This window comes from Ramlibacter sp. bp-362 (assembly GCF_054956735.1).
Genome location: NZ_JBUDXE010000002.1, coordinates 158,306 through 170,838, shown reverse-complemented (window position 1 = coordinate 170,838; position 12,533 = coordinate 158,306). Strand labels below are relative to the sequence as shown.

The window sequence follows — 12,533 nt, the reverse complement described above, 5'->3', positions numbered from 1 at the left end:
CTTGCCGCATCGAACCCCACCCAAGGCATGAATCGACAGTACCTGCTGCTCTGGCGCCACCTGGCTCCGCTCCATCGTCTCGGTGCCGTCGCCCTGATCCTCGGCAACCTGGCTGCCGCCGTGCTGGAGGTCCTGGGCCTGGCGCTGTTCGGCATCGTGCTGCTGCGCATCACGCAGGGAGGCGCCATGCCCGCCGGCTTCTGGCTCACCGAGATGGCGGGGACGGCGGGCGGCGCGGACCTGCGCGCGGTCACGGTCGCCTGCGGCGCGGTGTACGTGGGCAAGAACGTGCTGATGGCGGGACTGGCGTGGCTGGAGGCGCGGCTGGCGTTCGGTGTGCAGTCCCATTTCAGCGCGAAGGCGCTGGCGGCGATCCTGAAGCAGGACTACGAGCTGACCAGCCGGGCGGACGGCAGCGCCAACACCAATCTGGTGATGGGCGGCATGGGTGCGCTGTCGCAGAACGTGCTGCTGCCGGGACTCACGCTGCTGGCCGAAGGGACGCTGATGACGGCCCTGGTGCTGTTCCTGCTGCTGACGCAGCCGCTGTTCTCCGCCGGGATGCTGGCGACGCTCTGCATTGTCGCCGGCGCGCTCGTGCTGGTGAGCCGGCGGCTCGTGTTGCGGCTGGGGCGGGACCGGCACCAGCTGGAGGACGAGCGCCTGCGCCTGCTCTCCGGGATCTTCGGGCACCTGCGCGAGATGTACATCTATGCGGCCGGGCCCCGCGCGGTGGCCCACATGGAACGCCAGCTGGCGCGGCTCGGGACGACCTATCGCGGGTTCCAGCTGCTCTCCGCCGCGCCGCGCTTCGCGCTGGAAGTCACGCTGGTAGGGGCCCTGCTGGTGGTGGTGTACCTGCGCGTCCAGTCCGGACTGGAGCCGACGCTGGTCGTGAGCATCGGGGTGTTCGGCGTGGCGGGCTTCCGCCTGCTGCTGGGAATCAACCGCGTGGTCGGCAGCGTGCAGGCGATGCGCTTCGCCAGCGCCATCGTCGACCGTGTCGCGAATGTGCTGGCGAGCCCGGCTGCGCCGCCTCCCGGGGGGCGCGGCCGCAGCGGCGTGGCCGAGGGCGCCCTGCGCCTGACCGGCGTGACATACGCCTACACCCCGGGCAAGCCGGTGCTGCAGGGGGTGGACTTCGAGTTGCCGCGCCGTGCGCTGATCGCCGTGAAGGGCCGGTCGGGCGCGGGCAAGAGCACGCTGCTGGAGATCATGGCGGGACTGCGCACGCCGACGTCGGGCGAGGTGGAACTGGACGGCGAGCGCATCGCGCACAAGCAGGCGCTCGTCGGCCGCGTGGCCTATGCGGGGCAGCAGCCTGCCGTCTTCCCCGACACCATCCGCGCCAACGTGGCCTTCGGCCTGGCACCCGAGGCGATCGATGACGGGGCCGTGTGGCACGCCCTCGCGCGCGCGCACCTGGACGACGTGGTGCGCGCGCTGCCGGGCCAGCTCGACTTCCCGCTCGGCTCGCACCAGGGGCTGTCGGGCGGGCAGATCCAGCGGCTCGCCCTGGCACGGGCGCTCTACATGGATTGCGACTACCTGCTGCTCGACGAGCCGACGGCGGCGCTGGACGCCGAGACCGAACAGCAGTTGCTCTCCACCTTCAAGGAGCTCGCGTCGACCACCGGCATCGTGGTGGTGTCGCACCGGTCGGCGCCCCTCCTGGCGGCCGACGCGGTCTGGGAGCTGGCCGAAGGCCGCCTCGTCCCGCTCGCAGCCCGGGAGCTGTCGCTCTCCGCGCTCGGCGGTCCGGAACCGGACATGGCAGAAGCCTGATCATGCGGCCCGCCGACGGCGTCTCCGATCCGCACGCCATCTGCACCGTCGTCGTCAACTGGAACGGCTGGCGCGACACCCTCGTCTGCCTGGAGAGCCTGCTCGCACTCGGCGGCACGCCGATGCGCGTCATCGTTTGCGACAACGCCTCGGACGACGGATCCGTGCCCGAGCTCGAACGCTACCTGCGCGAGCGGCTGCCAGGGTGGCCGGCCGCAGCCGGGGCGCCGGGCTTCGCGAATCCCGAGCCGGGCGAAGGTGTGCGGTCGGCGCACCTGCTGCCCCTGCCGCGCAACCTGGGCTACGCCGGCGCCCTCAATGCGGGGATCCGGTGGGCGCGGGAGCGATGGAGTCCGCGCGGCTTCTGGCTCCTGAACAACGACGTGCAGGCGCAGCCCGGCGCGCTCGACGCGCTGGTGGCGGCGCACGCCAGCGTGCCGGACGCCGGCATCTGCGGGTCGGTGCTGCTCGAATGGGACGAGCCGGACCGCATCCAGGCGGTGGCCGGCATCTACCGACGCTGGCTGGGGGTGGGCTGGCACGACAAGGGCCTGCCCAGCGATGGGAGCGAGGTGTCCCGGGCCCTGGACTATCCCGTCGGTGCGTCCATGTACGTCAGCACCGCATACCTGGACCAGGTCGGCCTGCTCGATGCCGGCTACTTCCTCTACTGCGAGGAAATGGACTGGGCCGAGCGCGGGCGCCGCCAGGGCTACCGGCCTCTCGTGGCGCTCAGGAGCCGCTTGCGGCACAAGGAAGGCGCGAGCACCGGGTCGCGCGGCGGCGTGCGGAACAAGTCCCTGCTGTCGGAGCACTACGGCGTCGTGAACCGGCTGCGGATCACCGGCAAGTTCTGGCCGCACTGCCTGCCGGTGGTCTGGTCCAGCCTGGCGCTGGTGGTGCTGGACCGGTTGCTGCACGGAGAGTCGGCGCGCGCGGCGCTGGTGCTGAAGCTGATGTTCGCGCCCGGGCAGTGGCTGCGCCGGGACGAAGGACGATGATGGGAGATCGGCGATCCCTCATCAGTTCGCCGTATCGCGACCCGGTGCCTGCAGCACTGGCAGGGACCGCAACTGCCGGTTGAGAGCTATCCCGAGCTTGCGCGCGGCGGCCGCGGACACATGGTCGGTCACGCCGTACAGGAACTGTCCGTCCAGGGTGGCCGCGCAGGTCTGTGTGGACTGGTCGCAGAGGTCCGGGAGCGTGTCGAACAATGCGACCCGGCCGGGGTGGCGCCTCCGCACCTCCTCCAGCAGTTCCCGATAAGGCCGCGAGAGCTCCAGGTGCTTTGCCACGGCGATCGAGCAGGCCGGATTGGGCGGCGCAGCCAGCAACGCGTCGACGAGCGCCGAGGCCGTCTTGCGCTCGACGCAGTCTTCGGGATGCGGCAGCGTGGGGTTGTCGACCACCAGCACCACCTGCTTGCCTGCCGCGACGAGCCGCGACACGGTCGCATCGAGGCCGTCCAGCGCCACCTTGCCGTTGCGGCTCGCGGGCAGGTCGGCGATGGAGTGGTCGCTCCCCAGGTGGAACAGCGCGCGCGCGGCGGTGGCGATGACCACGGTCTCCACCGAGTTCGCGGCTTCCAGCGTGCGCACCGCCGTATCCACCGCATTCCCGTTCACGTACGCGTAGACCGGGCTGTCGCTCAAGACCGGCACCAGCGGGCCACTGTCTCCCGATGCGATCATCATCCAGTATCCCCCCGGCGCGGAGGTGCGGAAGACGCCGGCGAACAGGGCCCCGGCCTTGCTGTCGCCGAGCAAGGCGAAGCGAGGCGGCTCACGTCGATCCACAAAGCACTGGAACAGGTTCTTCGATGACGACGGCACGAAGGGACAGGCGACCGCGAACGGCGGGAAGCCGGCTGCGCGGGCCGTATCGAGAGAGACGTTGGCCTGGACCACGGCTCGCTCCTCCAGCCCCCGTTGCGCCGCCACGAGCAAGCCGAAGCCCCCCACCGCCGCCATCAGCGCCACGAGCACAGCGGCCTGCGCGCCTCGGTTGCGCGCGGCCTTGACCGGGCGTTCGACGAGGACATGGGTCAGCGCCGCGAGGATCACGGCCAGCACGAGCAGCACCGCCCGCAGACCCGGGCCGAGCTCGCCATGGACGATCCTGGGGAACGAGAGCAGCGGCCAATGCCACAGGTACAACGGATAGCTGATCAGGCCGATGGCGACCAGGATCCGGCGTGACAGCAGCATGCGGTTCACCGCGGCGCCGGGCCCCGCCGCGATCAGGAGCGCGGCGCCGCCCGTGGGCAGCAACGCCTGCCAGCCGGGAAACCCCTTCTCCCGCGCGAACACGATGCCCAGCAGGACCAGCACGATCCCGGCCATCGACACGGCCGAGGCGAGCCGCGGGCGCTCCGCCGCATGCCATGCAGGGCGCGCCGCGCTTGCGGGAAGACGCGGCGCGCGGCACGCCAGCGTGGCGCCGATCATCAGCTCCCAGAACCGCGTCCAGGGCGAGTAGAACGCCGCCGGGGGCGCCGTGGCGCTCGCGAACACATTGGCGCCGAAGGACACGAGTGCGATCGCGGCGGCAACGAGCAGCAGGTTCCATCGCATCCGCCAGGCCAGCGCCAGCACCACGGGCCAGAAGATGTAGAACTGTTCCTCGACGCCCAGCGACCAGAGGTGCAGCAAGGGCTTGGCGATCGCCGCCTGGTCGAAGTAGCCGCTTTCCCTCCAGAAGGCGAAATTGGCGAGGAAGGCCGCCCCGGCGGCTGCGTGCTCGCCGAGCTGCTCGTACTCGGCCCGGAACAGGGTCGTCCATCCAAACGCCAGCGATGCAGCGAGCACAAGGACCAGTGCGGGGAACAGGCGCCGCACGCGCCGCGTGTAGAAGCCCGCCACGCTGAAGGCGTGGGTCTCCAGGCCGCCGATGATGATCTGCGAGATCAGGTAACCCGAGATCACGAAGAAGATGTCGACGCCGACGAATCCGCCCGGCAGCGCCGACGGGAAGAAGTGGAAGACGATGACCGACACCACCGCGAGGGCGCGCAGTCCGTCGATGTCGGCACGGTAGGCCGGATGGATTCCCTCGGCCGCGCGGTTCGCGGCTGCGGGCCGGAGCGGTGTGGCCAGGGCGGCGTCGGCGAGCGTGGTCATGGGCAGTGGGAGGAAGCTCCCGCGCCGCGCACGCACGTGGGAATCCGGATGCGGGGACGAATTCGATTCTAGTGAGCCCCTGTCGCCAGCCTGCGCCGAATGCCGGCACGGCTGCACCATCCGTCAGTTGCGGGCCCCATCGACCGATGATCCGATGGCGAGAGGGCGCCTTCAGCGCCCCGGCAGCTCCAGCGCACGCCCCACCCGCGCGCAGACCCGCTCCCACGTGAATTCCCGCGCCCGCGCGAGGCCGCGGGCCGCCAGCGTGGACCAGAGCTCCGCATCCCCGGCGAGCCGCCGCATCGCCTGGGCGATCTGCTCCGGGTCCGACGGATCGGCGAGCAGCGCGTTGCCGGCGCCGGCGATCTCCGGCAGCGACGTGGTGGTGGACGTCACCACCGGCGTGCCGGTCGCCATCGCTTCCACCACCGGCAGGCCGAAGCCCTCGTGCACGGACGGGAACACCAGGGCGGTGCCGCGGTGGTACAGGTCCAGCAGCGCCCCGTCGTCGACCGGGCCCGAGAAGCGGACGTGGTCCAGGACGCCCGCATCGCGCGCATGCCGCAGCGTCGGCGCATCCGCCGTGCCCGTGAACACCATGCGGAAGTCGCCGGCCAGGCCGGAGAGGGCGAAGGCCTGCAGCAGGCCGCGGATGTTCTTGTGGCCGGCGCGGCGGCCCACGTGCAGGAAGAAGCGATCGCGCGAGGCGCGCCCGGGCCCGGGCCGGAAGACGGAGGACACGCCGTTGCCCACGACGTGGATCCGCGCGAGGTCGATCCCGGACCATTCGGCGATGTCGCGCCGCGAGTACTCCGACACCGTCAGGATGCGCCACGCGCGTCGCGTGGCCGGCCGCACCACGCCGGCGTAGTAGGCGCGCCGCAGCGGCGAGGACTCCGCCGGCACGCGCAGGTGCACCAGGTCGTGGATGGTGAATGCGAAGGGGATCGGGCTGCGCAGCGGCGGATTGAAGCCCGGGGAGAGGAAGCAGCCTTCGCGCAGCCGGGCCAGCGCCAGGGTGCAGGCCAGCGGGTCGTAGGGCGAGAGCTTGGGCCCGGCGATGGGCAGCGGAACGATGCCCGGGACGCCCCGTTGAACCTCCTCCGCGAAGCGGCCGATGCCGTGGGGCCCGTTCCAGCGCGAGTCGAAGAAGATGGGCGGCTGCACCGCGCGCAGTGTAGCTTCGCTCCCGTGCCGCTGATACGATCGGCCCCGATGGCGCAAGCAGGGCTCGCGGATCCCCGGATCCACTACGTGCACGAGTGGCTCACCGACTGGGGAGGTTCCGAGGACGTGACCTGCTCCATGCTGCGCGCCGTCCCGGGCGAGGCGCTGCATGCCACGATCGACTTCCTCGCCCCCGACCACCGCGCCCGGTTCGGCGGGGTGCCGATCCACACGACCTTCCTGCAGCGGCTGCCCGGAGCGCGAACGCGATTCTGGAACTACCTGCCGCTGACCCCGCTGGCCGTCGAAACGCACGACCTGCGCGGCGCCGACGTCATCGTCTCCAGCTCCCACGCCTTCGCCAAGGGCGTGCTCACCACCGGCGAGCAGCTGCACGTGAGCTACGTCCACTCGCCCATGCGCTATGCCTGGGACCTGCACCACGACTACCTGGCGGACTACCGCCTGGATCGCGGCGCGAAGGGGGGGCTGGCCCGCTACATCTTCCATCGCCTGCGCCAGTGGGACCGCCAGACGGCGAACAACGTCGACCTGTTCCTGGCCAACTCGCGCCACGTGCAGAGGCGCATCTGGCGCGCCTATCGCCGCCCTTCGGTGGTGATGCACCCGCCGGTCGCGATCGGGCGGTTCGCGTTCGAGGAGCGCAAGGGCGACCACTACGTCACCGTGTCGCGCCTGGTCTCGTACAAGAGGATCGACCTGATGCTGGAGGCCTTCCGCGCGATGCCTTCGCGCAGCCTGGTGGTGATCGGCGACGGTCCCGAGGCGGCGCGGCTGCGGTCCGTGTGCCCGCCCAACGTCAAGCTGCTGGGATACCAGCCGCACGAGGCCGTGCAGCAGTACCTGGGCAGCGCCCGCGCCTTCCTGTTCGCCGCGCACGAGGACTTCGGCATCTCGCCGGTGGAAGCCCAGGCCTGCGGCACACCGGTCATCGCCTATGGCGTGGGCGGCTCGCGCGAGACCGTGCGCGACGTGCGCAGCGAGACGCGGCCCACCGGCCTGCTCTTCGACGAGCAGACGCCGGCCAGTTTGCAGGCCGCGGTCGAAGCCTTCGACGGCGCGGCCATCGATCCGCACGACTGCCGCCGCTGGGCCGAGCGCTTCGACGAGCCGGTGTTCCAGCAGGCTTTCCGCCGCGTGCTGGAAGGGGCATGGGCCGCGTGGCGGCGAGACCCCTCTTCCGTCGAGGCGGCGCTGGGCCTGGCCGAGGGCCTGGAAGCGCCATCGCGGGCACTGCAGGCCTGACCGGTCCGTGAACGCGAACGCCGGCCCCTGGCGCGCCCTGCCCGCGCTCCTGCTCGCCGCGCTGCCCTGGCTCAACCCGATCACGCGCGGCCCCTCGCCCTCGGTCACGCCCTGGCTGGTGAGCGCTGCCTGCGCGCTCGCGCTGTGGCTCGCGGCCGCGGCGGGCCCGCAACGCGCGGTGCCGCCGCGCGGCCTGCTCTGGTCCTGCGTCGCGCTGGTGGCCTGGGCCGCGCTGTCGCACCTGCCGCTGCGCCCGGAGACGGTGATGCTGGCCGGCGGCCTCGCGCTGGTGCTGGTCGGCGCCGGGCTCGCGCACGATGAGGGCATCGCGCGGGCGCTGCAGGCGGGCTGGCTGCTGGCCGCGGCCCTCAGCGCCCTCATGGGCCTGGCCCAGTACTTCGGCATTTCGGCCTGGTTCGCGCCCTGGGTGAACGGGGCCGAGGCCGGCGAGGCCTACGCCAACCTGCGCCAGCCGAACCAGTACGCCACGCTCTGCTGGATCGGCGCCGCGGTGCTCCTGTTCGGCGGCCTGCGCCTGCCCCGCTGGGCGGCCGCGGCCCTGCTGGTGCTGCTCGCGGCCGGCAGCGCGGCCTCGGTCTCGCGCACGGGCCTGCTGCAAGGCTTCGTGCTCACGCTGCTGGCGGCTTCGTGGGCCGGGCCACGCCGGCGCGAACGGCTGGCATTGTGCGCCGTCGCGGCGCTCGCCTACTTCGCGGCCACCGTGCTGCTGCCCGTGCTGCTCGACGCCGCGACCGGCGCCATGCCGGCGCGCACGCTGTGGGGACGCATGGGCGGCGGCGCGCCGTGCAGCAGCCGGCTGGTGCTCTGGTCCAACGTGCTGCACCTCATCGCGCAGAAGCCGCTGGCGGGCTGGGGCTGGGGCGAGCTCGATTACGCGCACTTCGCGACGCTGTACGACGGCGCCCGCTTCTGCGACATCCTGGACAACGCGCACAGCCTGCCGCTGCACCTCGCGGTGGAGCTCGGGGTGCCGGCCGCGGTGCTGGTGTGCGCGGGCGCGCTGGCGTGGGCGCTGCGGCGCCGGCCCTGGCGTGAAAGCGACGCGCAGCGCCAGCTCGCGTGGGCCGTGCTGGCGCTCGTCGTGCTGCACTCGCTGCTGGAATATCCGCTCTGGTACGGCCCCTTCCAGATCGCGCTGGGCGCGACGCTCGGCTGGCTCGCCGCACCCTCCGCGCCTGCGCAGGCGCGCGAGCGCGTCACGGTCTACGGCTTCGCCGCCGTGCTGCTCGCGGCCGCCGGCTACGCCGCCTGGGACTACGCGCGCGTGAGCCAGATCTACCTGCCGCCGGAGCAGCGCCGGCCCGCCTGGGCGCAGGACACCTTGCAGCACGTCGAACGCTCCTGGCTCTTCGCCGGCCCCGCCCGCTTCGCCGAGCTGACGCTGGCCACGCCCTCGCGCGCCAATGCGCCATGGATGCACGCGCAGGCGCTCGCGAGCCTGCACTACTCGCCCGAGCCGCGCGTCATCGAGCGCGCGATCGAAAGCGCGGTGCTGCTGGGGCGCGACGACGAAGCGGTTCTGCTGCTGGCCCGCTACCGCGCCGCCTTCCCGGCCGACTACGATGCCTGGCGGCGGGCGCAGAAACGGCCGCTGCCGGCGCGCTAGCCTGCGACGTAGCTGCCCGACTTGCCCCCGTGCTTCTCGCGCAGCTTCACGTCGGTGATCGTCATGCCGCGGTCGACGGCCTTGCACATGTCATAGATCGTGAGCAAGGCGACGTTGACGGCCGTGAGGGCCTCCATCTCCACGCCCGTGGGGCCCACGGTCTCCACGGCGGCCGTGCAGACGACCGCCGCCGCGGCCGCGCCCTGCGCCGGCTGCAGCTCGAAGTCCACGGCGACGCGCGTGAGCGCGAGGGGATGGCACAAGGGGATCAGGTCGCTGGTCTTCTTCGCGGCCTGGATGCCGGCGATGCGCGCAATCCCCAGCACGTCGCCCTTCTTCACGGATCCGCTCTGGATGATCGCGAAGGTGTCCGCTAGCATCTGGATCCGGCCGCTCGCAACGGCCACGCGGTGCGTCGCCGCCTTGGCGGCGACGTCGACCATGTGGGCCTGGCCCTGTCCGTCGAAGTGAGTCAATCCACTCATGCAACAACCTTCCGTTTCCCTCGACCATCATACGACCGGCTTCGCCTGGCGCACCCGCCTGCGCGCCGCCGGCATCCACCTGGGCCTGAGCGTGCTGGTCGCCGCCAGTGCGGCGCTGCTGGTGTTCGCGGTGTGGTACCCGTGGCCGTACCGCGAGATCTCGGGCGGCCGCGAGCTGTTCCAGCTGGTGGTGAGCGTGGACATCGTGCTCGGCCCGCTGCTCACCTTCGCCATCTTCAACCGCGCCAAGCCGCGCGCCGAACTGCGGCGCGACCTGGCGGTGGTGGTGCTGCTGCAGCTCGCGGGCCTGTCCTACGGGCTGTGGACGGTGCAGGAGGCGCGGCCCGTGCACATGGTGTTCGAGTACGACCGCTTTCGCGTCATCCACAAGGTCGACCTGGTGCCGGAGCTGCTGGCGAAGGCGCCCCCCGGCCTGGCGGTCGCGCCGCTCACCGGCCCCACGCTGCTGTCGCTGCGTCCCTTCCGCAACGCGGACGAACAGCGCGACTACACGCTGGACGCGCTGCGCGGCCTGTCGCTGTCGGTGCGGCCGGAGCTCTGGCAAAGCTACGAGGCCGGCCGGGCCGAGGTGTTGCGCGCCGCGAAGCCGGTGACGGAGCTGAAGAAGAGGTTCCCGCAGCGGGCCGAAGAGATCGACGCCGTCCTGCGGCAGAGCGGCCACGAGGCCGCGGGCGCGGCATACTTGCCCTTGCTGGCGCGCAAGGCCACGGCCTGGACCGTGCTGCTGGACGCGTCGACGGCAGAAGTGATCGGGTACCTCCCGCTGGATTCGTTTTGAAGTCGTTCCTCCCGCCGCTGGGCCGGGCCCTCGGGGCCGCCTTCCTCGCGCTGTCGCTGGCGGTCGCGCCCGCGCGCGCGCAGCTGCCCCAGCTCGGTGACGGCAGCGAGATGAGCAGCAGCGCCGAGCGCGCGCTCGGCGAACGCATCGCACGCGAGCTGTACCGCGACCCGGACTACATCGACGACCCGGTGCTGGTCGAATACGTGCAGGGCATCTGGCAGCCGCTGCTGGCCGCGGCCCGCGCGCGCGGCGAGCTGGTGCCCGAGATCGAGGACCGCTTCGCCTGGCAGGTGCTGCTGGGCAAGGACCGCACGGTCAACGCCTTCGCCCTGCCGGGCGGCTGGCTGGGCCTGCACCTCGGGCTGGTCAGCGTCACGGCCAACCGCGACGAGCTCGCCTCGGTGCTGGCGCACGAACTGAGCCACGTCACGCAGCGGCACATCTCGCGACTGATGACGCAGCAGAAGCAGCAGGCGCCCTGGATGATCGCCGCGATGATCCTCGGCGTGGCCGCCGCCAGCAAGAACCCGCAGGCGGCCGGCGCCGTGGTCTCCGGGACCACGGCCCTGGCCATGCAGCAGCAGCTGAACTTCTCGCGCGACATGGAACGCGAGGCCGACCGCATCGGCTTGGGCGTGATGACCGCCGCCGGTTTCTCGCCGCAGGGCTTCGTGACCATGTTCGAGAAGCTGCAGCAGGCCGCCCGCCTGAACGACAACGGCGCCTTCCCCTACCTGCGCACCCACCCGATGACCACCGAGCGGGCGGCGGACATGCAATCGCGCCAGCAGCTGGCGGAGCACGCGCCGGTGCAGCCGACGCTGGAGCACGCGATGGTGGCCGGGCGCGCGCGCGTGCTGTCGCACTCCGCCGTCGATGCGCTGCGTGCCGCCGTCGCCGAAGCCGAGGCGCCGGGCCTCGCGGCGCAGCCGCGCACCCAGCAGGCGCGCGTGCTCTACGCGGCCGCGCTGGCGGCGGCGCGCCTGCGCGACCCGGCCGCGAGCGCGCGCCTGCTCGCCCGTCTCGACACCGTGGTGGCGGGCGACGCCGCCGCGCAGCGCCTCGCGCGCCTGCTCGCGGCCGAACTGGCCCTGGGCCAGGGCGATGCGGCGCGCGCGCTGAAGTCGCTGGACCTCGCGAGCAAGGCGCGCCCCGAGCTGCTGCTGGGGGCGCAGGCGCAGATCCAGTCCGGCCAGGCCGCGGCGGCCGCTTCCCGCCTGCAGACGCGCGTGGCCACCGAGCCGCGCGACGCCGCCGCGTGGCAGCTGCTGTCCGCGGCCTACCAGGCGCAGGGCCAGTCCTTGCGCGCGGTGCGCGCGGAAGCGGAGGCGCGGGTGGCGCAGCTCGATTACGCGGCGGCGCTCGACCGCTTCAAGGCGGCGCAGGAACTGGTGCGCAAGGGCGCGGGCGGCGGCGACCACATCGAGGCGTCGATCATCGACACCCGGGCCCGCCAGGTCGAATCACTTCTTCGTGAACAGGCGCTCGAGCGCTGAGTCGATCACCACGCCGATCGCCGTGTAGAGCAGCGAGCCCACCAGGGCGGCCAGGAAGTTGCGCACGCCGAAGCCTTCCAGCAGCCCCGCCGCGGCCCAGAACAGGAGCGCGTTGATGACGAAGAGGAACAGGCCCAGCGTCAGCACGGTCACCGGCAGCGTGAGCACCACCAGCACCGGCCGCACCACGGCGTTCAGCAGCCCCAGGATCAGCGCCGCGCCCATCGCGGCCAGGAAGCTGGTGACCTGCACCCCGCTGTAGATGTAGGCGACGAACAGCAGCGCGGACGCGCTCAGCAGCCACCGGGCGATCAGCTTCAGCATGGGCGCGGAGCATAGCATCCGCGCCTGCGCCGCCGGTCAGTCGAAGGAGAACAGCAGCAGCGTGCCGAGGCCCACGATCGCGGCGGCCGACCAGGAGCGGCCATCGGCGCCTTCCTGCTTGGGCCGGCGCACGTCCAGCACGCGCACGGCGCCGTGTTCGGCCATCAGCGTGCGCGTCAGCTCCGGCAGCGGCCCGCGCGCCAGCACCGGCGTCACGGCGTCGCCGCGCGCGCGCAGCGAGGGGACCACCTGGTCGAACAGCTTGTCCGCCCACTTGGCGCGCCAGTTCTCGCGCGCCGAGTGGCTCACCCACTTGCTGATGCGGTGGGTCATGCGCGGCGCGCAGGCGACCAGCACCCAGTGGGTGGGGCCCGCGGCCACGCCCGGCATGCGCTGCCGGGCGTAGGCGGGATCGTCCAGGTACACGATCACCTTCTCCATGGGGCCTCCTGCTCGCCCGCG

At 72.3% G+C, this 12,533-nt stretch carries 11 protein-coding genes; 6 read left to right on the top strand and 5 right to left on the bottom strand.

Annotation, left to right across the window (positions count from 1 at the left end):
• Positions 1-27: 27 nt before the first annotated feature.
• Positions 28-1,785, top strand: coding sequence for an ATP-binding cassette domain-containing protein (locus tag ACY0MJ_RS03285; RefSeq protein WP_462636848.1), 1,758 nt, complete (start codon positions 28-30; stop codon positions 1,783-1,785).
• Positions 1,786-1,787: 2 nt separating this feature from the next.
• On the top strand, positions 1,788-2,786 hold the full coding sequence (locus ACY0MJ_RS03280; RefSeq protein ID WP_462636847.1) for a glycosyltransferase family 2 protein: 999 nt from the start codon (positions 1,788-1,790) through the stop codon (positions 2,784-2,786).
• A 21-nt stretch (positions 2,787-2,807) separates the two neighbouring features.
• Here ACY0MJ_RS03280 and ACY0MJ_RS03275 read toward each other — a convergent pair whose 3' ends face one another.
• Both ACY0MJ_RS03275 and ACY0MJ_RS03270 read right to left on the bottom strand, forming a co-directional pair.
• Positions 2,808-4,904 (bottom strand): acyltransferase family protein, encoded by a 2,097-nt coding sequence (locus ACY0MJ_RS03275; protein ID WP_462636846.1) that lies wholly within the window; start codon positions 4,902-4,904, stop codon positions 2,808-2,810.
• Between the two features lie 171 nt (positions 4,905-5,075).
• Positions 5,076-6,071 (bottom strand): glycosyltransferase family 4 protein, encoded by a 996-nt coding sequence (locus ACY0MJ_RS03270; protein WP_462636845.1) that lies wholly within the window; start codon positions 6,069-6,071, stop codon positions 5,076-5,078.
• 48 nt (positions 6,072-6,119) lie between these two features.
• Between ACY0MJ_RS03270 and ACY0MJ_RS03265 the strand changes: the two genes are divergently transcribed.
• A complete protein-coding gene (locus tag ACY0MJ_RS03265) occupies positions 6,120-7,337 on the top strand; it encodes a glycosyltransferase (protein ID WP_462636844.1) in 1,218 nt (405 codons plus the stop codon).
• A 7-nt stretch (positions 7,338-7,344) separates the two neighbouring features.
• Positions 7,345-8,964: a PglL family O-oligosaccharyltransferase gene (locus tag ACY0MJ_RS03260; RefSeq protein ID WP_462636843.1), complete on the top strand. Its 1,620-nt coding sequence runs from the start codon at positions 7,345-7,347 to the stop codon at positions 8,962-8,964.
• On the opposite strand, the gene moaC is transcribed toward ACY0MJ_RS03260, so the two are convergent.
• Positions 8,961-9,449, bottom strand: a complete 489-nt coding sequence (gene moaC / locus ACY0MJ_RS03255; RefSeq protein ID WP_462636842.1) for a cyclic pyranopterin monophosphate synthase MoaC — start codon at positions 9,447-9,449, stop codon at positions 8,961-8,963. The genes ACY0MJ_RS03260 and moaC overlap by 4 nt on opposite strands.
• Here moaC and tfpZ point away from each other — a divergent pair.
• Both tfpZ and ACY0MJ_RS03245 read left to right on the top strand, forming a co-directional pair.
• The gene (gene tfpZ / locus ACY0MJ_RS03250; protein ID WP_462636841.1) at positions 9,448-10,248 is read left to right on the top strand and encodes a TfpX/TfpZ family type IV pilin accessory protein; all 801 of its coding nucleotides are present in this window, start codon (positions 9,448-9,450) and stop codon (positions 10,246-10,248) included. The two genes, moaC and tfpZ, sit on opposite strands and share 2 nt — an antisense overlap.
• Positions 10,245-11,747, top strand: a complete 1,503-nt coding sequence (locus ACY0MJ_RS03245) for a M48 family metalloprotease (RefSeq protein WP_462636840.1) — start codon at positions 10,245-10,247, stop codon at positions 11,745-11,747. Before tfpZ ends, ACY0MJ_RS03245 begins: the two co-directional genes overlap by 4 nt.
• Here ACY0MJ_RS03245 and ACY0MJ_RS03240 read toward each other — a convergent pair.
• Together ACY0MJ_RS03240 and ACY0MJ_RS03235 are read right to left on the bottom strand one after the other, a co-directional pair.
• Positions 11,715-12,071, bottom strand: a complete 357-nt coding sequence (locus tag ACY0MJ_RS03240; RefSeq protein WP_462636839.1) for a phage holin family protein — start codon at positions 12,069-12,071, stop codon at positions 11,715-11,717. The genes ACY0MJ_RS03245 and ACY0MJ_RS03240 overlap by 33 nt on opposite strands.
• Positions 12,072-12,107: 36 nt before the next feature.
• A complete protein-coding gene (locus ACY0MJ_RS03235; protein ID WP_462636838.1) occupies positions 12,108-12,512 on the bottom strand; it encodes a hypothetical protein in 405 nt (134 codons plus the stop codon).
• Positions 12,513-12,533: the final 21 nt, after the last annotated feature.

Excerpts from the sequence above, each read along its gene's own strand:
- ACY0MJ_RS03280 (WP_462636847.1), top strand. The coding sequence starts at position 1,788 with ATGCGGCCCGCCGACGGCGTCTCCGATCCGCACGCCATCTGCACCGTC.
- ACY0MJ_RS03240 (WP_462636839.1), bottom strand. The coding sequence starts at position 12,071 with ATGCTGAAGCTGATCGCCCGGTGGCTGCTGAGCGCGTCCGCGCTGCTG.
- ACY0MJ_RS03235 (WP_462636838.1), bottom strand. The coding sequence starts at position 12,512 with ATGGAGAAGGTGATCGTGTACCTGGACGATCCCGCCTACGCCCGGCAG.
- ACY0MJ_RS03265 (WP_462636844.1), top strand. The coding sequence starts at position 6,120 with ATGGCGCAAGCAGGGCTCGCGGATCCCCGGATCCACTACGTGCACGAG.
- ACY0MJ_RS03275 (WP_462636846.1), bottom strand. The coding sequence starts at position 4,904 with ATGACCACGCTCGCCGACGCCGCCCTGGCCACACCGCTCCGGCCCGCA.
- tfpZ (WP_462636841.1), top strand. The coding sequence starts at position 9,448 with ATGCAACAACCTTCCGTTTCCCTCGACCATCATACGACCGGCTTCGCC.
- ACY0MJ_RS03285 (WP_462636848.1), top strand. The coding sequence starts at position 28 with ATGAATCGACAGTACCTGCTGCTCTGGCGCCACCTGGCTCCGCTCCAT.
- moaC (WP_462636842.1), bottom strand. The coding sequence starts at position 9,449 with ATGAGTGGATTGACTCACTTCGACGGACAGGGCCAGGCCCACATGGTC.